19 protein-coding genes are annotated in these 25,632 nt (G+C 60.8%); 7 read left to right on the top strand and 12 right to left on the bottom strand.

The window, feature by feature from the left end:
- The first annotated feature begins 27 nt into the window (after positions 1 to 27).
- The 3 genes from M8997_RS08270 to M8997_RS08260 are packed head-to-tail and all read left to right on the top strand — an operon-like array spanning position 28 to position 3,040.
- Complete coding sequence (locus M8997_RS08270; protein WP_250019038.1) at positions 28 to 927, top strand: ABC transporter permease; 900 nt, start codon at positions 28 to 30, stop codon at positions 925 to 927.
- Positions 924 to 2,021, top strand: a complete 1,098-nt coding sequence (locus tag M8997_RS08265) for an ABC transporter permease subunit (RefSeq protein WP_250019037.1) — start codon at positions 924 to 926, stop codon at positions 2,019 to 2,021. Before M8997_RS08270 ends, M8997_RS08265 begins: the two co-directional genes overlap by 4 nt.
- 26 nt (positions 2,022 to 2,047) lie before the next feature.
- Positions 2,048 to 3,040 (top strand): ABC transporter substrate-binding protein, encoded by a 993-nt coding sequence (locus M8997_RS08260; protein WP_250019036.1) that lies wholly within the window; start codon positions 2,048 to 2,050, stop codon positions 3,038 to 3,040.
- A 44-nt stretch (positions 3,041 to 3,084) separates the two neighbouring features.
- On the opposite strand, the gene ilvD is transcribed toward M8997_RS08260, so the two are convergent.
- On the bottom strand, positions 3,085 to 4,938 hold the full coding sequence (gene ilvD, locus M8997_RS08255) for a dihydroxy-acid dehydratase (protein ID WP_250019035.1): 1,854 nt from the start codon (positions 4,936 to 4,938) through the stop codon (positions 3,085 to 3,087).
- A gap of 172 nt (positions 4,939 to 5,110) precedes the next feature.
- Positions 5,111 to 5,347: an Lrp/AsnC ligand binding domain-containing protein gene (locus M8997_RS08250; RefSeq protein WP_250019034.1), complete on the bottom strand. Its 237-nt coding sequence runs from the start codon at positions 5,345 to 5,347 to the stop codon at positions 5,111 to 5,113.
- Positions 5,348 to 5,676: 329 nt separating this feature from the next.
- Here M8997_RS08250 and M8997_RS08245 point away from each other — a divergent pair, with 329 nt between their 5' ends.
- Positions 5,677 to 7,605: an autotransporter assembly complex family protein gene (locus M8997_RS08245; protein WP_250019033.1), complete on the top strand. Its 1,929-nt coding sequence runs from the start codon at positions 5,677 to 5,679 to the stop codon at positions 7,603 to 7,605.
- A gap of 140 nt (positions 7,606 to 7,745) precedes the next feature.
- Positions 7,746 to 12,248, top strand: coding sequence for a translocation/assembly module TamB domain-containing protein (locus tag M8997_RS08240; RefSeq protein ID WP_250019113.1), 4,503 nt, complete (start codon positions 7,746 to 7,748; stop codon positions 12,246 to 12,248).
- A 69-nt stretch (positions 12,249 to 12,317) separates the two neighbouring features.
- Here the strand turns inward: M8997_RS08240 and M8997_RS08235 are convergent, their stop codons facing one another.
- From M8997_RS08235 to denD, 10 genes are all read right to left on the bottom strand, one after another.
- Entirely contained in the window at positions 12,318 to 13,652 is a 1,335-nt protein-coding gene (locus M8997_RS08235) for an MFS transporter (protein ID WP_250019032.1), read from the bottom strand.
- Between the two features lie 155 nt (positions 13,653 to 13,807).
- Complete coding sequence (locus M8997_RS08230; RefSeq protein WP_250019031.1) at positions 13,808 to 14,647, bottom strand: fumarylacetoacetate hydrolase family protein; 840 nt, start codon at positions 14,645 to 14,647, stop codon at positions 13,808 to 13,810.
- Between the two features lie 31 nt (positions 14,648 to 14,678).
- Positions 14,679 to 15,431 (bottom strand): SDR family NAD(P)-dependent oxidoreductase, encoded by a 753-nt coding sequence (locus M8997_RS08225; RefSeq protein ID WP_250019030.1) that lies wholly within the window; start codon positions 15,429 to 15,431, stop codon positions 14,679 to 14,681.
- A gap of 13 nt (positions 15,432 to 15,444) precedes the next feature.
- Positions 15,445 to 17,247 (bottom strand): IlvD/Edd family dehydratase, encoded by a 1,803-nt coding sequence (locus tag M8997_RS08220; RefSeq protein ID WP_250019029.1) that lies wholly within the window; start codon positions 17,245 to 17,247, stop codon positions 15,445 to 15,447.
- Positions 17,248 to 17,286: 39 nt separating this feature from the next.
- The gene (locus M8997_RS08215; RefSeq protein ID WP_250019028.1) at positions 17,287 to 18,180 is read right to left on the bottom strand and encodes a carbohydrate ABC transporter permease; all 894 of its coding nucleotides are present in this window, start codon (positions 18,178 to 18,180) and stop codon (positions 17,287 to 17,289) included.
- An 18-nt stretch (positions 18,181 to 18,198) separates the two neighbouring features.
- Entirely contained in the window at positions 18,199 to 19,110 is a 912-nt protein-coding gene (locus M8997_RS08210) for a carbohydrate ABC transporter permease (protein ID WP_250019027.1), read from the bottom strand.
- Positions 19,111 to 19,269: 159 nt separating this feature from the next.
- A complete protein-coding gene (locus M8997_RS08205) occupies positions 19,270 to 20,586 on the bottom strand; it encodes an ABC transporter substrate-binding protein (protein ID WP_250019026.1) in 1,317 nt (438 codons plus the stop codon).
- A gap of 112 nt (positions 20,587 to 20,698) precedes the next feature.
- On the bottom strand, positions 20,699 to 21,763 hold the full coding sequence (locus tag M8997_RS08200) for an ABC transporter ATP-binding protein (protein ID WP_250019025.1): 1,065 nt from the start codon (positions 21,761 to 21,763) through the stop codon (positions 20,699 to 20,701).
- Positions 21,764 to 21,817: 54 nt separating this feature from the next.
- Entirely contained in the window at positions 21,818 to 22,591 is a 774-nt protein-coding gene (locus M8997_RS08195; protein ID WP_250019024.1) for an SDR family oxidoreductase, read from the bottom strand.
- Positions 22,588 to 23,577 (bottom strand): D-erythronate dehydrogenase, encoded by a 990-nt coding sequence (denD, locus tag M8997_RS08190; RefSeq protein ID WP_250019023.1) that lies wholly within the window; start codon positions 23,575 to 23,577, stop codon positions 22,588 to 22,590. Before denD ends, M8997_RS08195 begins: the two co-directional genes overlap by 4 nt.
- A 137-nt stretch (positions 23,578 to 23,714) precedes the next feature.
- On the opposite strand from denD, the gene M8997_RS08185 reads away from it, so the two are divergent.
- Complete coding sequence (locus tag M8997_RS08185) at positions 23,715 to 24,740, top strand: LacI family DNA-binding transcriptional regulator (RefSeq protein WP_250019022.1); 1,026 nt, start codon at positions 23,715 to 23,717, stop codon at positions 24,738 to 24,740.
- Positions 24,741 to 24,838: 98 nt separating this feature from the next.
- A complete protein-coding gene (locus M8997_RS08180) occupies positions 24,839 to 25,603 on the top strand; it encodes a DeoR/GlpR family DNA-binding transcription regulator (RefSeq protein ID WP_250019021.1) in 765 nt (254 codons plus the stop codon).
- Positions 25,604 to 25,632: the final 29 nt, after the last annotated feature.

The raw sequence follows: 25,632 nt of genomic DNA, 5'->3' as shown, positions 1-25,632 counted from the left end.
TGAGCGGATAGCGGCAAGGGGTGCCTCATGACCGAAGCGCGGGGCCCCATCGTCCAGTTCTGTTTCGACAGGGTAATTCCTGTCGGTACCATTCTGCTGGTAATCATCGCCTTGTGGTACGTCTTTTCCGTCGTCCTCAATGCCCCTTTCGAGCGTGATCAGGCGGCTCGCGCCGGGACGACGATCGCCACCAGCCAACTCCTGCACAATACGATGTGGCAGGAGCGGCCGGTGCTGCCGGCGCCGCACCAGGTGGCGGAGGAGATACGCAAGACCGTGTTCGATCTACGGCCGACGTCCAAGCGCAGCCTGGTCTATCACGGCGCCGTGACCCTCTCCTCCACGCTCCTCGGTTTCGTGCTCGGGACCCTGCTCGGAATATTGCTCGCCGTCGCCATCGTCCATTCCCGCACATTGGACAAGAGCCTGATGCCATGGATCATCACTTCGCAGACCGTGCCGATCCTCGCCATCGCACCGATGATCATCGTCGTCCTCAACGCGGTCAATATTACCGGCCTCCTGCCGAAAGCGATCATTTCGACCTATCTTTCGTTTTTCCCGGTGGCCGTCGGGATGGTAAAGGGCCTGCGCTCGCCCGAAATCATGCATCTCGACCTGATGCGCACCTATAATGCTTCGCGCAGCCAGATATTCTGGAAGCTGCGCTGGCCAGCGTCGATGCCCTACCTCTTCACTTCGATGAAGATCGCCGTGGCGATCAGCCTTGTCGGCGCGATCGTCGGCGAGCTCCCCACCGGAGCGGTCGCAGGTATCGGCGCCCGTCTTCTGGCGGGCTCCTATTACGGCCAGACGGTGCAGATCTGGGCGGCCCTGATCGCAGCGGCTCTCATGGCTGCGGTGCTCGTCAGCCTGATCGGAATTGTCGGCAGTCTGGTCAACCGCCGGATGGGAGTACGCTCGTGAAACGTTCGCCGCTCGCCATCCTGTCGCTGTTGCTGGCCCTCGGCGGGCTGATCCTGCCGGCGGGCGGCGATGGCGGCGTGCTCGCGCAGATGGCGCCGACCGTGATATTCGTCGCTGCCGCGGTTGCCGTCTTCGTTGCCCGCTCGACGTTTTCGCTCGTCGCCCTGCTTCTGCTGGTGCATGTCGGCGCGTTCATGCTGCTTGGCATGCTTTCCTCGTTTGCTGCAGCGCCGCCGCTGCTTGGCTATTGGTGCATGGTCGTTGCGGCATGGCTGCTGGCATGGCTCGCCGTGCAGCGCCTTGCGGAATTTACCGTTACGTCGCGGCAATTGCAGAAGCTGGTGAATCTCGCCCTGCCGCTGCTGTTCGGCGCCTGGCTGCTGATCCTCTGGGAGCTTGTCGTGCGAGGCTTTGGCGTACCGACGATCCTTCTGCCGCCGCCGTCGATGATCGCTTCACGCATTGCCGCCTCGGTTCCGACGCTCTGGGCCGATTTTCAGCAGACCTATCTGAAGGCAGCGCTCGCAGGCTATGCCATGGGCTGCGGCGCCGGGTTCGTCGCCGCCATAATCGTCGATCGGGTTCCGTTCCTGCGCAACGGCCTGTTGCCGATCGGCAATCTCGTCGCCGCTCTTCCGGTTGTCGGCATCGCCCCGATCATGGTCATGTGGTTCGGCTCCTACTGGCAGTCAAAGGCGGCTGTCGTGGTTATCATGACCTTCTTTCCGATGCTGGTGAATACCGTCGCCGGACTTGCCGCGTCTGGCGCGATGGAGCGCGACCTGATGCGGACATACGGGTCGAGTTACTGGCAGACACTGGTGAAACTGCGCCTGCCCGCCGCGATGCCCTTCATCTTCAACGCCCTGAAGATCAATTCGACGCTCGCCCTTATCGGCGCCATCGTCGCGGAATTCTTCGGTTCGCCCATCGTCGGCATGGGGTTCCGCATTTCGGCGGAAGTCGGCCGCATGAATGTCGACATGGTCTGGGCCGAGATATTCGTTGCGGCGCTCGCCGGCTCGCTGTCCTACGGGCTGATCACGCTGGTCGAGCGCGCCGTCACCTTCTGGCATCCTTCTTACCGAACCTAAAAACAAAAACAGAGGAGAACGAAAACATGAAAAGGATAATCGGATTGTCGTCGGGGGTCGCCCTCGCCATGGTGATGGCTGCGGGCACGGCGTTTGCGGCGGACAAGCTGACATTGCAGCTGAAATGGGTCACGCAGGGCCAGTTCGCGGGCTACTATGTGGCAAAGGACAAGGGCTTCTACGAGGAGGCCGGTCTCGAGGTCGAAATCAAGCCGGGCGGCCCGGATGTCGCCCCGCCCCAGGTGATTGCGGGCGGCGGCGCCGACGTGGTCGTGGACTGGATGCCATCGGCGCTGGCCACGCGCGAAAAGGGCCTTCCGCTCGTCAATATCGCCCAGCCGTTCAAGCGCTCCGGCATGATGCTGACCTGCCGCAAGGAGACCGGGATCACCAAGCCGGAAGACTTCAAGGGCAAGACGCTGGGCGTCTGGTTCGGCGGCAATGAATATCCGTTCCTGTCGTGGATGAGCCATCTCGGACTGAAGACCGATGGCGGGCCGGACGGGGTTACCGTGCTGAAGCAGGGTTTCAACGTCGACCCGCTCATTCAGAAGCAGGCGGACTGCATCTCGACCATGACCTATAATGAATATTGGCAAGTCATCGATGCGGGCATCCCGGCCGATCAGCTCGTCACGTTCAAATATGAGGACGAGAAGGTGGCGACGCTCGAGGACGGCCTCTACGTCCTGCAGAAGAGCATCGATGATCCCGCAATGGTCGAAAAGCTTGCCCGTTTCGTCAAGGCCTCGATGAAGGGCTGGGAGTATGCGCGCGCCAACCCGGACGAGGCGGCGGATATCGTGCTTGAAAACGATGCGAGCGGTGCGCAGACGGAAAAGCACCAGAAGCGCATGGTCGCCGAGATAAACAAGCTGACCGAGGGCTCGGATGGCGTGCTGGACGTCGCGGCGGCAGAACGTACGGTCGAGACCCTATTGGAAGGCGGTTCCGATCCGGTGATCACCAAGAAGCCGGAAGGCGCCTGGACCACCAAGGTCACCGACGCCATCAAGTAGCGGACCGGTGCAGCCCTTCGGTTCGAGGGGCTGCATCCGTCTGATTATTCCCAATGATCGGGAATCTGGCGCACGGCGCCGCGCGCGGCACTTGTCGCCATTGCGCCATAGGCGCGCAATGCCGTCGTCACCTTGCGCTTGCGCTTTTCCGCCGGCTTCCAGGCCGCCGTTCCCTTGGCTTCCATGGCAGCGCGGCGCTCGGCAATGATCGCGTCGTCGACCGCGAGGTGGATCTTGCGGTTCGGAATGTCGATATCGATGATATCGCCTTCCTCGACCAGACCGATCAGCCCGCCTTCCGCGGCTTCGGGAGAGACGTGACCGATGGAGAGGCCCGACGATCCACCCGAGAAACGGCCATCGGTGATCAGCGCACAGGCCTTGCCGAGGCCCTTCGATTTCAGATAGCTCGTCGGATAGAGCATTTCCTGCATGCCGGGGCCGCCGCGCGGACCCTCGTAGCGGATCAGCACGATATCTCCCGGCGCTACGCCACCGTTCAATATGCCGAGGACGGCACTGTCCTGGCTTTCGAAGATGCGCGCCGGTCCGGAGAATTTGAGAATGGACTCGTCGACGCCCGCGGTCTTGACGATACAGCCGTCCTCGGCAAGGTTGCCGTAGAGCACCGCCAGGCCGCCATCCTTCGAATAGGCATGTTCGGCATCGCGGATGACGCCCGTCTCGCGATTCAGATCGACAGAATCGAAGCGACGCTCCTGACTGAAGGCGACCTGCGTCGGCACGCCGCCGGGTGCAGCCTTGTAGAAATCGTGCACCGAAGCACTCTTCGTGCGCATGACGTCCCAACGGTCGAGCGCGGCACCGAGATTTGCGGAATGGACGGAATAGACCGATGTATCCAGAAGGCCCGCACGATCGAGTTCGCCGAGGATGGCCATGATGCCGCCGGCGTGATGCACGTCTTCCATGTGGACATTGGCCACGGCGGGAGCGACCTTGCACAGCACCGGAACCCGCCGCGACAGGCGGTCGATATCGCTCATGGTGAAATCGACTTCGCCCTCATGGGCGGCGGCCAGTAGGTGCAGCACCGTATTGGTCGAGCCGCCCATGGCGATGTCGAGCGTCATGGCGTTTTCGAAGGCCGCAAAGCTGGCGATGGTACGGGGCAGGGCCGTTTCGTCGTCCTGCTCGTAATAGCGCCGGGCCAGATCGACGATGAGATGGCCGGCCTCGACGAAAAGCCGGCGCCGATCGGCATGCGTCGCCAGCGTCGACCCATTGCCCGGGAGCGAAAGGCCGAGAGCTTCCGTCAGGCAGTTCATCGAATTGGCTGTGAACATGCCGGAGCATGAGCCGCAGGTCGGGCAGGCGGAACGCTCGATGGCCGTAACTTCCTCATCCGAGATACGGTCATCGGCAGCGGCGACCATGGCATCGACCAGGTCGAGCTTTTTCTCCTTGTCCTCCCAGACCACCTTGCCCGCTTCCATCGGGCCGCCCGAGACGAAAACGACCGGAATGTTGAGCCGAAGCGCAGCCATCAGCATGCCGGGGGTGATCTTGTCGCAATTGGAGATGCAGACCATGGCATCGGCGCAGTGCGCATTGACCATATATTCGACGCTGTCGGCGATGATCTCGCGGCTCGGCAGCGAATAGAGCATGCCGTCATGGCCCATCGCGATACCGTCATCGACGGCGATCGTGTTGAACTCCTTGGCAACGCCGCCGGCGCTCTCGATCTCGCGCGCCACCAGCTGGCCGAGGTCCTTGAGATGCACGTGGCCTGGAACGAACTGCGTGAACGAATTCACCACCGCGATAATCGGCTTGCCGAAATCCCCATCTTTCATTCCGGTGGCGCGCCAGAGCCCGCGGGCTCCAGCCATATTGCGGCCGTGTGTAGTCGTTCTTGAGCGATAAGGAGGCATTTTTCGATTATCCCGATATTATCTCAGCAGCAGTTTACGCCACGGCCGTCTCTCTGGCAAAGATTGGCATTATGTTGCGCAAATGCGGTTCTTTTGTTGCACTTGTTACATAAGACATCGAATGACCGCATGAAACGGGGCGTAATGTCTCGGCTGCGAATATTTCCTTTATTCAGAAGGCGGTGAAGGTCATGGTGGTCAGCGATCGCGCAATACCCTGTATGTCCAGCACATTGTCATTGATGAATTTTCCCACGTCCTGGCCTTCGGGAATGTAGATCTTCATCAGGAGGTCGTAGTCGCCGCTGGTGGAATAGAGTTCCGACACGATCTCACGTTCGTAAAGTTCAGCCGCAACCGTGTAGGTCTTGCCGGGAAAACACTGGAGTTGCAGGAATACGGGTTTCATACTTATCTCCGACGCGAAACTATTTGCTGGTCCATTAGCCTATTTGGCTTGGAAATGCAGCGCAATCTATTGTGTTCGGGCCAATCGCCCAAATGTCGTGGCGGAAACGGCAAATATTGCAGAATGCCAAGAAAAGTGATGCTGAATGGGTCGGATATTGTGGCCGCGGTGCCACAAGGGCGGCCTATGGGGCGGGCGGGCCGAGCTTTGCGGGTTGGCCCGGCACGATGCAGCATGTTATCGTTTTCTTAATGCCGAGAGGTGAATTTTAGCGACTGCAGTCGATCTGCAGTTTTTCGTGGTGTTTTGCGTAGGGAATTTGCTGGTTGATGGACTTCAAGCGCCCACAGGCCAGTCTGCTTGGTGCCGTTTTGCTGGCTTGCACAGCACTTGTATCGCCCGCTACCGCGTTCGAGCTTTTCGGGATTCACCTCTGGGGTGAAAAGAAGGAGGCGGACGAAGACGCGGTCATCGCCGACCCCCAGAAATATACGGTCGAGATCGCTCCTGGCGCTCCCGAGGAAACGGTGAAATTGATCGAGGGCGCTTCCGGTCTCGCGGCCGACAAGGAAAAGCCTGCTTCGGGCGCGGCTGGCCTCCTTGCCAAGGCGCGCGGCGACTATAGGCGTATCCTTGGTGCGCTCTACGCCGATGGCCGCTATGGCGGAACGATCAGCATCAAGGTCGATGGTCGCGAGGCCAGCGACATTCCTCCGGATGCCGAGCTTTCCGACCCGGCGCCTGTCGTTATTTCCGTCGATCCCGGGCCGCAATTCCTCTTTGCCTCGGCACGTATCCGGAATGTCGCCCCGCCACCGACAGACCCCAAGGATGTCGTTGAACTGCCGCAGGACGAGGGTTATCGCCAGGGCGATGTCGCGCGCTCCACCGCCATTGTCCGGGCGGAGCGGCTTGTCGTGGACGCATGGCGCGAGCAGGGCTATCCGAAAGCCCGGATCGTTTCGCGCGACGTTACCGCCGACCATGACCGCAACACGATCGATGCCTCGATCAATGCCGATCCGGGCCGCCAGGCTGCGTTCGGACCGACCGATGTCACCGGAACCGAGCGCATGGATCCCGAATACGTGGCCTTCGTCACCGGTCTGCAGCCCGGCCGGGAATATGACCCGGACGAGATCGAACGGGCAAAGAAGCGGCTGTCGCGTCTGGAAGTCTTCCGCTCGGCCCGGATCGAGGAAGCGGAAGCCGTCACGAATGATGGTCTCCTGCCGATCACCGTTGCCGTGCAGGAGCAGAAGCTGCGCCGTGTCGGCGTAGGCGGCAGTTATTCCACGCTGGACGGCGCCGGATTCGAGACCTATTGGCTGCACCGCAATCTTTTCGGCCATGCGGAGCGCCTGCGCCTGGATGCGAAGGTCAGCGGCATAGGCGGGCAGTCCTATGATCCGCAGGACTACAATTACACCGTCGGCGTCAGCTTCACGCGGCCCGCCATCTATACGCCGGACACGGATTTCATTGCTTCCATCATTGGCGAGCGCAAGGTTCTCGACGCCTATACCCAGACGTCGGTGACGGCCGAAGCCGGCTTTACCCATATTTTCTCCGACGAGCTGACAGGCAAGCTGACCGCAAACGTATCGAAGTCGCGCTTCGAAGACGATTATTTCGGTGAGCGCGAGTTCCTGACGGCGGGTCTCGTCGGCGGGCTGACCTATGACAGCCGCGACAGCAAGGTCGATGCGACGCGCGGCTATTATCTCGAGGGGCTGCTCTCCCCGTTCTATGAGTTCGAGTATGGCAGCTTCGCCACCAAGTTCACGGCGGAAGGCCGAACCTATTACGGCTTCGGCGCGGATAACCGCTTCGTACTCGCCGGTCGCCTGAAGCTCGGCACGATCGTCGGCGCCGAGATAGCCGAACTGCCGCCGGACCAGCTGTTCTTCGCCGGTGGCGGTGGCTCGGTCCGCGGCTATGCCTATCGCAATATCGGCGTGAACGTCGACAGGGATGGCGACAGTTATGTCATCGGCGGCCGCTCATTGATCGAGAGCTCGGTTGAAGCGCGAGTCCGCATCACCGATACGATCGGCGCGGTCGGCTTTGTCGACGCCGGCTATGTCGGCGAAGAGTCGTTTCCGGATTTCGCCGAGGATCTGCGCCTCGGCGTTGGTGCGGGCATAAGATACAATACGGGACTGGGTCCGATCCGGCTTGATGTGGCCGTGCCGCTCGATCGCACCGATGACGATCCGAGTTTTGCTTTCTACGTTGGAATAGGACAGGCATTTTGACCGGCATTGTGAAACATATCGAGGAAAAATGGCTGACGGCGTTGAAGACGCTGTCGGCTCTGCTTCTGCTGGTGTTTCTCGCGGTTCCAGCTCCGGCCCAGGACAATCCGGAAGCCGAGAAGTCCTATTTCCTCAGCTTCGTGGAAGAACAGCTTTCCACGCCGAACCGGCAGATCGTCATTTCGGACATACAGGGCGTCCTCTCCTCCGAAGCCAGCATCGGCAGCATCACGATCGCGGATCGTGAAGGCGTCTGGCTGAAGATAACCAATGCGCGCATCGTCTGGAGCAGGCTCGCCCTGCTGCGCGGCAGGCTCGACATCAATACGCTCGCCGCCGACCGGATCGATATCACGCGCCGGCCGCTGCCGGATGAAAGCCTGCCCGCGCCGGAAGCAAAGGGGTTCAGCCTGCCGGAACTGCCGCTTGCGGTCATCCTGCAGCAATTGCAGATCGGCCGCATCGCCTTCGGCGAGGAAGTATTCGGCCTCAAATCGGAAATCGAGCTGGCCGGCAACGTCCGGCTGGAGGATGGTTCGCTCGATTCGAACCTGCAGATCAAGCGCCTGGACGGACCGGGCGGAGAGTTCCATATCAAAGCCGCCTATGCGAACGAGAGCCAGCAGCTCGATCTCGACGTCAATCTCAACGAGCCCGCAAACGGCATCATCGCCAATATCCTGAACATCGAGGGACGCCCGCCGGTTCAGTTGGCGCTGCAGGGCTCGGGGCCGGTAAGTGACCTGTTGTTGCAGTTGACGCTCGATGCGGCGGGCCAGCGCTCGCTGACGGGCCAAATGAAGATCGAGCGGCAGGATGCGGGCCTCGCCTTCAACACCACGCTGAATGGCGAGATCGCGCCGCTCATTCCGCCCGTGTTCCGCGATTTCTTCGGCAATGAAACCGCGCTGGTCGCTGATGGCGTCATGCGCGATGCGGGCGGCGTCGCACTCAACAGGCTGAACATAAAGAGCAATGCCTTGTCGCTGGAAGCGATGGGGGAAACCACCAATGACGGCTTTCTGCGCCGCCTGAAGATCGATGCGGCGGTTGCCGATCCGACCGGCAAGAAAGTCATCCTGCCGGTCGCCGGAGGGCAGACGACAGTGGACAAGGCTACGCTTGCCGTCGGCTTCGGCACGACCGACAACAGCGCCTGGTCCGGCGCGCTGGATGTAGCCAATTTCACCAGCGACAGTGTTGCGGCGAAAACGATCAATCTCGTCGCCAAGGGGCTTGCCGAAAACATCGACAATCCTGCGACGCGCTCGATGACCTATGGTGTCAGCGGCGAGGTGGCCGGGATAACCGCAAAGCGGGCGGACGTGGCCGAGGCTCTCGGTGACAAGGTGCAGCTCAAGATCGATGGAGATTGGCGTTCAGGCGAGCCGGTGAAGCTGGCGCAGGCGGTCCTGGCTGCCAATGGTCTGAGTGCGTCGCTGGCCGGAACGATCGACGACTTCATCTATCGCGGCGACATCCTGCTGAAAGCATCCAGCCTTTCGCCATTCTCCGCGCTGGCAGAGCGCGATCTGGCGGGATCGATCGATCTTGATGCCAAGGGCTCGGTGGAACTGCTCACCGCGGGCTTCGACCTGCTTCTGGATGGCCATGCGGACGGGATGCAGCTTGGCTCGGATGCCGCGGATCGGCTCTTGCAGGGGCAGACCCGGATAACCGGCGGGCTGGCGCGTGGCGCACAAGGCTTGAGTGCCCGCGACTTCCGCATTGCCAATGCCCAGACCGAGATCAGCGCCAATGGCACGTTTGCCAGCGACGCAGCCAATTTCGACTTCGGGCTGAACCTCTCCGATCTTGGGCTGATATCCGACAAGGCCGGCGGCGCGCTGAAGGCGAAGGGAAGCGCGCGCGGCCAGAACGATATCATCGCCATCGCCTTCAATGCGGCGGTTCCGGACGGGCGGCTGGTCGAACGGAAACTGGCCGAAGGCGATCTGAGCTTCAATGGGACGCTCTACAAGGGCGCGCTGGATGGCAAGGTTACCGGCCTCGCCTTTCTCGACGGGGTCCGTGCCGACCTTGCGACCGAAATCGCCATACATCGGGACGAGAAGCGGCTGACCAACCTGCAGTTCATCGCGGGTGGCACACGCCTGCGCGGCGACGTGATGCAGGACAAGAAGAGCCTGCTGCAGGGTAATCTGACCCTGGCGTCGTCGGATGTCTCCACTGCCGCAGCGCTGTTTCTGGTCAAGGCGACGGGCAAGGCCGATGCAACGATCGCGCTCTCCCACGATAGCGACAAGCAGAATGTGGATATAAAAGGTCAGATCGACAGCCTGAAAGCGGATGCCGTCGCCGTTGGAAAGGCGGACATCGCACTTGCAGCCCAGGACATCTTCAACGTTCCCTCTGCCAGCGGCACCGTTACGGCAAGGGACGTTGCTGCGTCGGGCATCGACATGACCACGCTCGATGCGAACGCTTCGCAGGATGGCAACGCGACGAATTTCAATGCGTCCGCCGCATTGAAGAATGGCGCCAGGACGTCCGTGGCCGGTTCTCTGGCGCCTGTCGATGCCGGTTTCGCCCTGTCGCTGGCGCAGGCCGAACTCAGCCGCGGCGACGTCGCGGCGCGCCTGGTCCAGCCGGCAACGATCAATGTGGCGGGTAGTAACCTGTCATTCGGCGACATACTCCTCGATGTCGGACGCGGCAGGGTCGCCATCAAGGGCGCCGTAGCCGAACAGCTGGATCTCTCGGTCGCCATCGAGAGGCTTCCGCTCGACATAGCCAATGTCGTCAAGCCGGATCTCGGCTTCGGCGGCGAAGTCAATGGTACTGCCAGAATCGCCGGCACCAAGGACAATCCCGACGTAAACTTCGACCTCAACGCCCGCGCCATCACCGCTGCTGCCTTGAAGAAGGCCGGGTTGGGCGAATTCAATCTCGACGCCAAGGGCCGCTCCACCACCGACACGCTGAACGTGGATGCGCATCTCGTCGGTGACGGCGGCATCGACACCTATGCCAAGGGCGTGGTTCCGTTGAAGCAAGGACAGCTTGGCGTCGACGTAAACCTCGCCAATCTTCCGCTCGGCGCCTTGAATGGGCTGGTGAAAGATCAGAATCTTGCCGGCAAGGTCACCGGTACCGCGCGTGTGACGGGAACGCTGCAGAAGCCGAACGCCGAGTTCGACCTCAAGGGTGCTGGCATTTCGGCTCGGGCGCTGCAGGAATCGGGCCTTGCACCGCTGCAACTGACCGCCGCGGGGCGCTTCGCCAATGAGCGGCTCAGCCTGACATCGGCAAAGGTAGACGGTCCTCAGGGCTTCACCGCCACCGCGAGCGGCGATGTTCCTCTGTCCGGCTCGGGCCTGGGCGTAAATGTGAGCGGTACGATCCCCCTGTCGCTTGCCAATCGGTTTCTTGCCGATCGCGGCACGCAGGCAAAGGGTACCATCGACGTGACGGCGGCCGTCAGCGGCAGTATTTCCCAGCCGCAATTGCGCGGCATGTTCTCGACCAGCGGTGCGGAGATCATCGATCCCGCGGCGAATCTGCGGCTGCAGAGGATCAATCTCCTCGGTAGCATGGAAGGAACCACGATCACCATCCGCACGCTGAATGCCGGGCTCTCGACCGGCGGCACGATCAGCGCGACGGGAACCATATCGACGGATGCCGCCGCCAACTTCTCGGCCAATATCGATATTCGCCTCGACAAGGCGCGCTATGCCGACGGCAATCTCGTGGTGGCGACGGTCACCGGCGCATTGGGCGTCAATGGCCCATTGACGCGCGATCCGGTCATCTCGGGCAACATCAATATCGACCGGGCGGAGATAACCGTCCCCGAGACGTTCGGCGGTCCCGCCGCTGTTATCGATGTGAAGCACAAGGACCCTTCAAGAGGCGTACAACAGACGCTGAAGCGGGCAAAGGCCGATGAGCGCGAAGTGGCGACGCCGACGGAACGGCCGAGCGTGGTGCGGCTGGATATCAACGTAACCGCACCAAACAAGATCTTCGTGCGTGGCCGCGGGCTCGATGCGGAAATCGGCGGTTCGGTCCGGTTGACAGGACCCGCCACAAACATCCAGCCGGTCGGTGGCTTCGAACTCATTCGCGGGCGGCTCGGGATCCTGGGCCAGCGCATCACCTTCACCGAAGGTCAGGTGACGCTTGTGGGTGATCTCGACCCGGATATCAATTTCGTTGCGACCACGCAGAGCAGCGACATCACGGTGAATGTGATGGTGAAGGGCCGGGTCTCCGACCTGCAGATCACCTTCGCCTCTCAGCCGGAACTGCCGCAGGACGAGGTAATGGCCCGGCTGATCTTCAATCGCTCCATCAGCGAGCTCAGTCCCATGCAGATCGCACGTCTGGCGGCCGCGGCGGCGGAACTTGCCGGCGGGTCCAATTCTTCCCTTATCGATAGTCTGCGCAAGAATACCGGACTCGACGATCTGGATGTCGTGACGGACAGCGAGGGCAATGCCGGCGTGCGTGCCGGGCGCTATATTCGCGACAATGTCTATCTTGGCGTGGAAGCGGGTGCCGGGGGCAATACCAAAGGTACCATCAATCTCGACATCACGCCCAGTCTCAAGGCCAAGGGATCTGTCGGCAGTGACGGCGATTCCGGTGCCGGGCTGTTCTTCGAAAAAGATTACTGAGCCGAGCTCGGACGACCGGTACAAAAAAGGGCGGCATGTGCCGCCCTTTTGCTTTGTATGGTCGAACCGTCAGCCGCGCGGCTTCAGCACCGGAAGAGGTTCTGCGCGACCTACCACGAATGCGTAGTTGAACGCACCGATGACGGCGACACCGGCAGCCATGGCGAATGACGGGACATAATTGCCGCTGAACATATCGAGCAGGAAGCCGAACAGGAACGGGCTGATGATGCCGGCAATGTTCGATGCGAAGTTCTGGATGCCGCCGATAGACGCCACATGATGGGAGCTTGGCGCGACGTCGGCCGGAAGCGACCAGATCGCCGTGGCAGCGACAGCCAGGCTGCTATAGGAGATCGCCAGGAAGAACAGCGCCGAATAGACCGACGATACCAACGCGGCGGGCAGGATGGCGGCGCCACCGAGCAGACCGCCCACCATGATCGTCTTGCGCACGAGGGTGACATCGGCGCCATTGCGGATGCGTCGGTCGGCCCAGATGCCCGCCGTCCATGCGGCAACGACGGCCGTCAATCCGGGAAGCATGCCCAGAGTGCCGAGCTCGGCGAGATTCAGGCCACGCGCATTCTTCAGATAGTCCGGGAACCAGGTCAGGAAGAAGTAGATGACGAAGTTCAGGCAGAAGAAGCCGATCATCATGCCCCAGACGGTGCGGTAGCGGAACAGGTCCCGCCAACGGATTTTGACCGCCTCGGCATCGTCATTCTCTTCCGTCCTTCCGCCATTGTCGCTGATATATTGGCGCTCGAGATCGTTGGCGCGGGGATGTTCGGAAGGATCGCGGTACATCCAGAACCAGAATGCCGCCCAGACGAGACCAAGCGCACCAAGAATGATGAACGAATAGTGCCACGTCGTCAGCGCGATGATCGACGTGACGACGGGCAGGGCGAGAACCGTACCGACGCGCGAACCCGAATCGATGACCGCGGTGGCGAACGCCCGCTCGCTGCTCGGAAACCAGCGGGATGCTGCCTTCGTCGCACTGGGATAGGCAGGCGCTTCACCGGCGCCGAGGGCGAAACGAACGCCGAAGAAGCCCCAGAAACTTGTTGCAAGCGGGGTCAGCGCCGTGAAGATCGACCACCAGACGGCGGCAATGGAAAATGAGCGCCGGGCTCCGACCTTGTCGGTGAACCAGCCGGCGATCAGCATCATTCCGTCATAGGCCCAGAAAAAGGCGCCGAAGATCAGGCCTTTCTCGGCATTGGTGAGCTGAAGATTCAGTTCAGCGTCGATATAAGGCAGGGCCACGCTCAGATTGGCGCGGTCCAGGTAATTCATGGTCAGGCCCAGGAAGCACATGACCAGGATGATATAGCGAACCTTGCTGGCGCCAGCCGGCGCCTTCTGCGGGGGATGCGCAGCTTTGGTTGATGACATTGAATATCTCCTCTGCCACATGGCCAATCGGCCAGGGCATCATTCACGAATGCGCGAAAGCGCGATTATCGCTATAGACGATAATTCCTCATGGAACGAGTGTGCCGATGCAAAAGCATCGGCACGGGTCGGTTCAGCAGGTTTGTGAGGGGTTTCTAGGCCTGGACGACCGTCTGGCGCTGCTCGCCAAGACCCTCGATGCCGAGCGTGATGACATCGCCGGCCTTGAGGAACACGTTCGGCGTCTGGCCGAGGCCAACGCCGGGCGGTGTGCCGGTCGATATGATATCGCCGGGATGCAGGCTCATGAACTGCGAAAGATAGGATACGAGGTATTGGACGCCATAGACCATCGTTGCGGACGTGCCGTCCTGGTAGCGGTGGCCATTGACCTCGAGCCACATCTTGAGGTCTTGCGGGTCCTTTACCTCGTCCTTGGTCACCAGCCACGGGCCGGTCGGGCCGAAAGTATCGCAGCTCTTGCCCTTGGTCCACTGGCCCTGGCGTTCTGCCTGGAACGCCCGCTCGGAAACGTCGTTGATCAGGCAATAGCCGGCAACGTAGTCCATTGCCTCGTCTTCACCGACATATTTGGCATGCTTGCCGATCACCACGCCGAGCTCGACTTCCCAGTCGGTCTTCTGTGAGCCCCTCGGGATCTCCACATCATCGTTCGGTCCGACGATGGCCGAGGTGGCCTTCATGAAAATGATGGGCTCCGGCGGCACGGTCGCGCCGGTTTCCGCCGCATGGTCGGAATAATTGAGGCCGATGCAGATGAATTTGCCCGTGCCAGCGACGCAGGGACCATAGCGATCGACCTGTACGAGAGGCAGCGAGGAAGGGTCGATCGCAGCCAGTTTCTTCAGGCCTTCGGGCGAGATCGCTTCGCCCGCTATGTCCTTGATATGTCCCGATAGATCCCGGACATTGCCGTCCTTGTCAACAAGGCCCGGCTTCTCCTGACCCGCAGGACCATAACGCAGAAGTTTCATATGTTAACCTTCTCTTCACTGGTGGGTATCGCTAATACGTAGCACGTCCGCCGGAAATATCGAAGACCGCACCGGTCGTAAACGAACATTCTTCACTGGCTATCCAGCTTATCAGAGATGCCAGTTCATCCACCTTGCCAAAGCGCTGCATCGGAATCTTCGACAGCATGTAATCGATGAACTCAGGCTTCAATTGCTGAAGAATGGGCGTATCGACGGTTGCGGGCGTGATCGCATTGACGGTTATGCCGTCAGCGACGAGTTCCTTGCCGAGCGATTTGGTCAATCCTATGACGGCTGCCTTGGAGGCACTATAGGCGGACGCATTGGGATTGCCCTCCTTGCCGGCGATGGAAGCGACATTGACGATACGCCCATAGCCGTTGCGCTGCATGATCGGCACGATGAAACGGTTGCAGTAGAACAACCCATTGAGGTTGATGTCGAAAACCCGCTTCCACTCTTCGATGGGGTAATCGGCAAGCTTGGCATTGGGGCCGGTGATCCCCGCCGAGCAGACGAGCACATCGACCTTGCCGAAGGCCGCTTCCGTCTCCTTCGCGGCCTTCTCCACCTGTTCGGGCGACGAGACGTCCAGGCTGATACCATGGGCGGAAGGGCCGAGGGCTTGGCGCGCGGCATCGATCTTGCCGGCATCGACATCCCAGAGGGTGACGGTGCCGCCCTCCGAGATGATCCTTTCGGCCGTCCTGAACCCGATCCCGGAAGCACCGCCGGTAATGACCGCGTGCCGTCCCTCATAACGCCTGATGATATTGGCCATTGCCGTCTTCTGCCTAGTGGTTGTCGCGGGGAAGGCCCTTGGTCTGGGCAATGCGCTGATAGCCAACCGCAGGTTCGAGAGTCATGCCTTCGGCCAACTGCCCTACCATGCCGCGCTGGATCTCCTGCCACGGCGTCTGGCTTGCCGGATATTTATATCCGCCGGCTGCCGTGAGCTGCTGCTTGCGAGCCTTGAGTTCCGCTTCGTCGATCAGGATGTTGGCCGAGCCGGCCCTCAAGTCGATCCGCAGGCGGTCGCCCGACCGGACGAGCGCCAGGCCGCCATTGACGGCCGCTTCCGGCGAGGCGTTGAGGATGGAAGGCGAGCCCGACGTGCCGGACTGACGACCATCGCCGAGGCATGGCAGTGCATGGACGCCGCGCTTGATGAGATAGGCCGGCGGCTGCATGTTCACCACTTCTGCGGCGCCAGGATAGCCAATGGGGCCGGTGCCGCGCATGATCAAGATGCTGTGCTCGTTGAGATTGAGCGCTGGATCGTCGATGCGGTGGTGATAATCCTCCGGCCCGTCGAACACCTCGGCAACGCCCTCGAAAGCCTCCGGATCTTCCGGATTGGAAAGATAACGTTCGCGGAACTCCGGCGAAATGACGCTTGTCTTCATGATGGCGCTGTCGAACAGATTGCCCTTCAGGTTGATGAAGCCGGCCTTCGTCTTGAGTGGCGCGTCAAAGGGCTTGATGACGTCGGTGTTGAGGTTTTCAGCGGTTTCGCAATTCTCGCCTATGCTGCGTCCATTGACCGTTACTGCGCCGGGATGAGGCAGGCGTCCGGCTTTGATCAATTCGGCGACGACGGCGGGCACGCCGCCAGCGCGGTGGTAGTCTTCGCCCAGATATTCGCCTGCAGGCTGCAGATTGACCAGCAGGGGAATGTCGTGGCCGATTTCCTGCCAGTCATCATTGTCCAGCGGCACGCCCAGGTGGCGGGCAATCGCATTCAGGTGGATGGGCGCGTTGGTCGAGCCGCCAATGGCCGAATTGATGACGATCGCGTTCTCGAAGGCAGCGCGCGTCATGATGTCCGAAGGCTTCAGATCCTCCCAAACCATGTCGACGATGCGCTTTCCCGTGTCGTAGGCGATCTGGCCACGCTCGCGGTAGGGGGCAGGTATGGCCGCGCCGCCGGGCAGTTCCATGCCCAGTGCCTCGGCAAGCGAGTTCATCGTCGTCGCCGTGCCCATCGTATTGCAGTAGCCGACCGATGGTGCCGAAGACGCAACGATGTCCATGAATTCATTATAGTCGATCTCGCCCGCCGCGAGCCTCTCGCGTGATTTCCAGACGATCGTGCCGGAACCGGTCCGCTCGCCGCGATGCCAGCCATTGAGCATGGGGCCGACGGAGAGGGCGATGGCAGGAATATTGACCGTTGCCGCGCCCATCAGCATGGCCGGTGTTGTCTTGTCGCACCCGATCGTCAGGACGACACCGTCGAGCGGGTAGCCGTAGAGCAGTTCGACGAGGCCGAGATAGGCGAGGTTGCGGTCGAGCGCCGCGCCCGGCCGCTTGCCGGTCTCCTGGATCGGATGCACGGGGAACTCGAATGCGATGCCGCCGGCGGCGGTGATGCCTTCGCGGACCCGCTTCGCCAGTTCGATGTGATGGCGATTGCAGGGCGAAAGATCCGAGCCGGTCTGGGCAATGCCGATGATCGGCTTGCCGGACTGCAGTTCGCCCCGGGTCAGGCCGAAGTTCAGGTAGCGCTCCAGATAGAGCGCAGTCATCCCCGGATTGTCTGGATTGTCGAACCACTCCTGAGAGCGCAATTTCTTCGGGGCCTTGGTATTTGTCATTTGGTTGTTGCTCCTGAAAGGGGCTGTAGCCCCCATATCTTATTCCTTGACCGCGCCGGTCATGGACGAAACGTAATAATCGACGAAGAACGAATAGAGGATCACGACTGGCAGCGAGCCGAACAATGCGCCGGCCATGAGCGAGCCCCATTCGAAAACATCGCCCCTCACCAATTCCGTCAGGACGCCGACTGGCACGGTCTTGTTTTCCGAGGATTGGATGAAGGTCAGTGCGTAGATGAACTCATTCCACGACAATGTGAAGGCAAAAATCCCGGCAGAGATCAGTCCCGGCACCGCCAGCGGCAATATGACCCGGACAAGGATCTGCCAGCGCGATGCGCCATCCACGAGGGCACTTTCCTCGAGCTCGAACGGGATCGACCTGAAGTAGCCCATCAGCAGCCAGGTGCAGAACGGGATCAGGAAGGTCGGGTAGGTGAAGATGAGCGCGAGCTTCGTGTCGTAGATGCCGAACTTGAACACGATGACGGCAAGCGGAATGAACAGGATCGACGGCGGCACCAGATAGGCGAGGAAGATCAGGAGTCCGACGGATCTCGACCCGGAGAACCGGACGCGTTCGATCGCATAGGCGGCGAATACGGAAGCGGCGAGCGACAGGACGGTCGCACAGACGGACACGACGACCGTGTTCCACAGCCAGCCCGGATAGGAGGTCTCGAACAGCAGGTATTTGATATGATCCAGCGTCGGCTTCACCACCCAGAACGGGCTGTAGTTGGAGTAATCCGTCAGCTGCGAGTTCGGCTTAACCGCCGTGATCGCCATCCAGTAGAATGGGAACAACAGGACGAAAACGAAGACAAGCAACGGGAGGTAGATCACGACGATGCGCCGCGGCAGCCTGTTCAGGTAGCTCATGCCCTGTGCGTCGTCGGAGAGAGGCGCGTTCTGTTCTGCTATGCTCATGATTGGTTCCTCTCTCTCTCAATCCTGTCCGCCCTGCTGCCATTTGCGGCGCTGAAGGCCGAAGAAGCTGAACAGGATCGATGCGAGCAGGAATGGGATCATTGCCACGGCAATCGCCGCGCCCTCGCCAAGCTGGCCGCCGGGGATGCCGCGCTGGAACGACAACGTAGCCATCAGGTGGGTGGCGTTGACGGGTCCGCCCTTGGTCAGGACATAGATCAGCTGGAAATCGGTGAAGGTGAAGAGCACCGAGAACGTCATCACGACCGCGATGATCGGCGTGAGCATCGGCAAGGTTATGAAGCGGAAACGCTGCCAGCCCGTCGCGCCGTCCAGCGATGCCGCCTCGTGCAGCGATTGCGGTATCGTCTGCAGCCCTGCGAGCAGGGAGATGGCGACGAACGGGATGCCGCGCCAGACATTGGCGGCAATGACCGATGCTCGCGCATTGTTGGGATCGCCAAGGAAATTGATCGGTCCGTCGATCCAGCCGATCTGCATCAGGCTCCAGGAAAGGATCGAGAACTGCGCATCGTAAATCCACCAGAAGGCGAGCGCCGACAACACCGTCGGCACGACCCAGGGAAGAAGAATTATGGCACGGAAGAAGGATTTGAACGGCAGATGCTCGTTCAGGATGAGCGCAAGCCAGAGGCCGAAGCCGAATTTCAGCACCGACGCGATGAAAGTATAGAGCACTGTATTGTAGACGGCCATCCAGAAGACGGAGTCACGCGCCAGCGCCTGGTAGTTTTCGATGCCGATGAATATGCCGTCCCGCCCGATCTTGGCGTCGGTGAAGCCGAGCCATACGCCGAGGCCAAGCGGATAAGTCAGGAAGCAAAGAAGAAATGCGGCTGCCGGCAACATGAAAAAGAGGCCGACGGCCGTATTGCTTCTCGCAAAGGAATTGGATGAGACAGCACTCATTGGGCGGATCTCCCCTTGTGCAGCAGGGCTGCGGGCAATGGACTACGATCTGGATTTGCGCAAAGGAGGTGGAACAGGACATGGCGACAGGACATCGCGGCGCGATCTGCGTCGCCGCTGATCGGGTTTGCCCGCGTGCCTGTCGCCATGTCCGTCATCCTATACGTTGTAGTAGCGGTTTGCCCGCTTCTCCGCCTGGGCGATGGCTTCTTCTGCCGTCATCTGGCCGGTGACCGCCGTTGCGTACATGTCGACGAGCACATAGTCTGCCATTACGCCGGCCGAAGCCGTGCCGAGTGGTCCTGCATAGCCGTTGGGACGCAGCGTATCGGAAGCCTTGGCATAGGCGGCGTGGATCGGATTGGACTTCCAGACCGGGTTCGCCGCAAATTCCTTCAAAGGCTGGCAGCAATAGGCGCTGGCGCCTTCGATCCAGGCGTTCATACTGTCGGCCTGATACATGAACTGCAGGTAGGCCTTGGCTGCCTCCGGATATTTGGTGTGCTTGAAGATCGACAATGTCGATGCCTGGTGCAGTTCCACCGACTGGCCGACCGGACCGATCGGAAGGTTGGTGGAGCGCATGTCGTCCGCAATGTCCTTCATGCCGGGATCCTTGAGCGCCGTATAATAGGCCGAGACGCCATTGGCGGTCAGCGATACCTGGCGGGCGAGGAAGGCGCGGTTGTTGTTGACATCCTGCCAGCTCTCGGTGCCGGGGATGAAGGTCTTGTAGAGTTCCTGCGCATATTTGACCGAAGCCAGCGTTTCCGGGCTGTTGATCGTGACCTTGCCGCTTTCGTCGACCATCTTGCCGCCATGGCTCCACAGCAACCAGTGAGCGTAATTGTTTCCGTCGCCGACAGCCTTGCCGTGCGGGAAGCCGGCCGGCGTACCCTTCGCCTGCAATGCCTTGCACAATTCGAGGAAGCCTGCGGTGTCCTTCGGAAACTCGCTGAACCCGGCAGCCTTCATATGGCTCTCGCGGTAGATGACGGCATTGCCGATGGCGCAAAGCGGCAGGGCGATGAACTTGCCGTCCCGCTTGGCATAGCCTTCAAGGCCGGCATACCAACCGCCATGGGCGCCGCCGAGATATTCGCCCAGTTCCGTCAGGTCGACCAGCTTGTCCGGATATTGATGCGGATCGTCGAACCAGCTCATGACCATGTCCGGTCCCGAGCCCACATTCGCCGCAACGGCGGCCTTCGGGCGCACGTCTTCCCAGCTTTCCTTGTCGATGCGGACTTCGACGCCGGTCGCTTCGGTGAACTTCTTCGTATTGGCCAGCCAGGCGGCTTCTTCGGCCGGTACGAAAGGAACCCAGCGCAGGAGGCGCAGGCTGGCGCCTTCTTCCGGCTTGTATGCCGGTGCCGCACCCTGTGCAAATGCGGGGCTCAGTCCGAAACGGTTCAGGCCCGCGGCCGCTACAAGTCCGGCCGACGCTCCCAGAAGATGTCTTCTATTGATGGTCATTGATGCTCCTCCTTTGTTAAAGGCCGCTCAAAACGCTCCCACATTTTGAAGCCCGGTCTCGGGGACTCTCGTCCGGTTGCCGCTCCCCGAATGGCGGCCGCCGTCTTGTCGGTTATACCAGTCTCTTCCCCGTCTCGGCGTCGAAGAGGTAGGTGGCTTCGGCATGGATCGACAGGCCGATCTTCTCGCCGGGTTTGGCGCTGATGCGTTGATGGAATACGCCGGTGACGAGATCGGTGCCGACACGCATGATCATCTGCGTCTCCGACCCGGTCGGCTCGATAACCACCACCTCGGCCGGAATGCCGCCGGCGGCGATCGTCATGTGCTCCGGACGCAGGCCGTAGATGAGGTTGCGGCCCTTGGCGCTTTCCGGCGCTTTGGCGACCGGCAGCTCGACACCGCTTTCAGACTTGAATTTCAACGCACTGTCGGGATCGAGCTTGCCCTTGATCATGTTCATGGCAGGCGACCCGATGAAGCTTGCCACGAAGAGATTGGCCGGCTGGTCGTATAGTTCCAGCGGCGCCCCGATCTGCTCGACAATGCCATCATGCATCACCACGATCTTGTCGGCCATGGTCATGGCTTCGATCTGGTCGTGGGTGACATAGACGGTGGTCGTTTTCAGCCGCTGGTGCAATTCCTTGATTTCGGCGCGCATCGCCACGCGCAGCTTGGCGTCGAGGTTGGAGAGCGGCTCGTCGAACAGGAACACTTGCGGGTCGCGCACGATGGCACGCCCCATGGCGACGCGCTGTCTTTGTCCGCCCGACAATTGCCGGGGAAAACGGTCGAGAAGCGGCGTCAGCCCAAGGATCTCGGCGGCAGGTTTCACCCGCTTGTCGATCTCCGATCGAGCCGCGCCTTTCAGCTTCAACGAGAACGCCATGTTGTCGGCTACCGTCATGTGCGGATAGAGCGCGTAGTTCTGGAAGACCATCGCGATGTCGCGTTCTTTCGGCGCCAGATTGTTCACCACCTGGCCGCCGATGCGTATTTCTCCGGCGGAGATGTTCTCAAGGCCGGCGAGCATGCGCAACAAGGTCGATTTCCCGCAGCCCGAGGGGCCGACGAGAATAACGAATTCGCCATCGGCGATCTCGATGTCGACGCCCTTGATGACAGGGTGCGTCCCGAATGATTTCCGTACATTGGCGAATTCAACTGATGCCATGCGTTCTCCTCCGATTATGCCTGGACTGCATCTCTCCCATGCCGTCCATTCGTTTTATCCGCGTCCCACCAGGGGCATTTTGGTAGCCATTACGGTCATTGTCAGCACATTTGCGTCAAGCGGCAGGCTTGCCATGTAGACGACCGCATCGCCGACGTGTTTTGCCGGTATCGTCGGCTCCGCTGCCGTCTCGCCATTCGCCTGTAGAATGCCCGTTGCGATCTTCGATGTCATGTCCGTTGAAGCATTGCCGATATCGATCTGGCCGCAAGCGATATCGAATGCCCGCCCATCGAGCGCCGTCGATTTCGTCATACCTGTCACGGCATGCTTGGTCGCGGTATAGGGCGCGGTGTTCGGGCGCGGCGTCTGCGCCGATATCGAGCCGTTATTGATGATGCGGCCACCGCGCGGCGACTGGGACTTCATCAGCTTCACCGCCTGCTGGGTGCACAGGAATACGCCGGTGAGGTTGGCGCCGACAATGGCATTCCAGTGCGCGACGTCGAGTTCGTCGATAGGAACATTCGGGACATTGACGCCGGCATTGTTGACGAGCAGGTCAAGCCGGCCGAACTCCTGCTTGATGGAAGCGAACAGCGCCGCGACCGATGCGGCGTCGCTTACATCCGCCGTCAACGCCACCACCTTGCCCTTCGTCTCGTCGGCAAGCTGCTTGGCGGCAGCGTCAAGGACATCCTTGCGCCGGCCGGAAATGACGACCGTATAGCCGACGCCGAGAAGCGCCGTGGTGATGGCCTTGCCGACGCCGGTTCCGCCGCCGGTCACGAGGGCGATCTTGCCCTTGCCTGAATCTTGAATGCTCATGCAGGAATCTTTCCGCCAAGTTCGTCCTCGATATGGGCGCGAATGATTTCGTCGAAGGCGGTTTCAGCCTTGAAGCCCAGTTTTGCCGCACGGGTGGCGTCGAAATCGGTCGCCCAGCCCGCAACGATCTTCTGGATCGTCGGGTCCGGCTCCCGGCGGATGAGGCGCACGGCCTTTTCACCGGCAACGCGTTTCAAGGCTTCTATTTCTTCGCCGACGAGTGCGGAAAGGCCGGGCATCGACAGGTTGCGGCGCGGGCCGACCTTTTCGAGGTCCAGCGTCGCGGCATGGATGAAGAAGCCGACGGCCGCGCGCGGAGACGCGAACCAGTGCCGCACGCTCTCGTCGACCGGCAGAACGGCTTCCTGTCCCGACAATGGCTCGCGCAATATGTTGGAGAAGAAGCCGGATGCTGCCTTGTTGGGCTTTCCGGGACGGATGCAGATCGTCGGAAGCCTGATGCCGATACCATCGAAGAAGCCCCTGCGGCTGTAATCCGACAGCAGGAGTTCGCAGATCGCCTTCTGAGTGCCGTAGCTGGTCAGCGGCGTGGTGAAGAATTCGTCGCCGATCTTGTCGGGGAAGGGCGTGCCGAACACCGCGATGGAAGACGCGAAGATCACGCGCGGACGGTACGGAGCCTTCCTGGATTCGAGCCGGATCGCTTCGAATATGGCGCGCGTTCCGTCCAGATTGACCCGGTAGCCTTTCTCGAAATCAGCCTCGGCTTCGCCGGATACGATGGCCGCCAGGTGGAATATCACGTCCGGGCGCGCCGTGATTAATTGCTCCGCGACGCCGGGATCGGCCAGATCGGCGGCCTTTGATATGCAATTGCCTGCAAATCCGGCTGGCGCGAGCGGCTCGATGACGTCGACGAGCGTCAGTTTCTCTATATCCCCGCCAAGTATTCCCGCCTCTGCGGCAAGCTTGTCGAGCAGTTTGCGGCCAACCATACCGGCTGCACCGATAACCATCACATGCATGAACGAATTTCCTCCCGGCGCGCACCACAAGTCTCGCTATGACAGCGCTGCCACAAAGTTATGCACACTGGCTAGCATTCATCAAGGGCTTTATGGTAGCGCTGTCATTATTCTTTTTTAAGGCTCTGGGTCTGTCTATGCAGCGCAAACGCAACGGGTACAACGACACGGATGTGCCGACGCTTGCCGACGTCGCGAGGCTGGCCGGAACGAGCGAAATCACCGCCTCGCGCGTCGTGCGCAACCAGGGCCCCATCGCCGATGCCACGCGGGCGCGGGTGCAAAGAGCGATCGCCGAACTCGGCTACATTCCCAATCGGGCTGCGGGGAGCCTCGCATCTGCGGCGTCGACGCTCATGGCGGTGGTTCTGCCTTCGCTGTCGAACATCGTGTTCCCCGACGTGCTGCGCGGCATTCATACCGCCATTACCGAGACGGCGTTCCAGCCGGTCATCGGCGTCACGGACTATGATCCGGTGGTCGAGGAGCGGATTCTTCTGTCCTTTCTTGCATGGAAACCGGCCGCGGTGATCGTCGCAGGGCTGCATCATACCGCCACCGCTCGGCGCTATCTTGAGCGAGGCCGTTTCCGCGTGGCCGAGGTCATGGATATCGATGGAGATCCGGTCGATATCGCAGTGGGCATGTCCCACCATGAAGCGGGCCATGCCACCGGGCGTCACCTCATCAGCCGGGGCTACCGCAATTTCGGCTATGCCGGCCATATGATCGAAACCGACGATCGGGCCAGCGCCCGCTATAACGGTCTCCGCGCGGCCCTGCAGGAGGCAGGCCTGTCGCTCGTTGCCGAACACCGCACGCCCGGCGGGAGTTCCACCAAGATCGGCCGCGACAGTCTTGAAATCCTGCTGGCGCAGCATCCGGAGCTCGATGTCGTCATCTTCCCCAATGACGACATGGCGCTCGGCGGCATATTTCACTGCATGCACGCGGGAATACCGGTAAAGGAAAAGCTCGGCATCTTCGGCTTCAATGGCCTCGACATCGGCCAGGCGCTGCCCATGCCGCTTTCGACCATTTTGTCGCGGCGCTTTCTCATTGGCCGAACGGCAGCGGAAAAACTCCTCGAAAGCAGGGTCAGGCCGGAGGACAAGACGATCATCAATACCGGATTCGACATTATCGAGGGTGAGACGGCCTGAAGGCGGGAAAGACGCCGCTTTCGAGTGCCGGATAATTGACACAGGGCGATTTTCGTTTTCGTATAGGCTGCGCCAAAACGAAAACGAAGGTGAATTTCATGTTCCTGCCCCCGCGACACGCCGAGATACTGGAAATGGCGAAGGAGCAGGGGCGCGTTCTCGTCGATGATCTTGCCGTTCATTTCAATGTCACGCCGCAAACGATCCGCAAGGATCTGAATGATCTGTGCGAGCAGCGCTTACTGAGCCGCATTCATGGTGGCGCACTGTTTCCTTCGGGCGTCCAGAACCTGGAATATGAAGCCCGCCGGTTGATCGCAGCGGGCGAGAAGGAGGCAATCGGGCGCGCGGCCGCCGATCTCATCCCCGACAATGCCTCGCTCTTCGTCAATATCGGTACGACGACAGAGGCCGTCGGCCAGGCCTTGCTCGACCGCAAAGGCCTGATGGTCATCACCAATAACATCAATGTTGCCAATAGATTAAGGTTGTATCCCGACATCGAAGTGGTGATTGCCGGCGGCGTGGTGCGCGGATCGGATGGCGGCATCGTCGGCGAGGCGGCAGTGGATTTCATACGCCAGTTCAAGGTCGATTTCGCCGTTATCGGAACTTCGGCGATCGATCATGACGGGGCTTTGCTTGATTTCGATTTTCGAGAGGTCAAGGTGGCCCAGGCGATCATGGCCAATGCGCGTCATGTCATTCTGGTTTCCGATTCGACCAAGTTCGAGCGCACCGCGCCCGTACGCATCGGCCACCTGTCGCAGGTCAATACCTTCATCACCGACCGCTGTGAAAGCGAGGGTATAAGGCAGATCTGCAGGGACGCCGATGTCCGCCTGATCGAGACCTCCGTTTAGGCACTTGTGCCCGATCTCGTTGCGAAGTA

The sequence above is a fragment of the Phyllobacterium sp. 21LDTY02-6 genome (genome assembly GCF_023554255.2).
Taxonomy (GTDB): domain Bacteria; phylum Pseudomonadota; class Alphaproteobacteria; order Rhizobiales; family Rhizobiaceae; genus Phyllobacterium.
The sequence above is the reverse complement of the archived record's forward strand: the minus strand, read 5'-3'. Positions and strand labels throughout refer to the sequence as shown.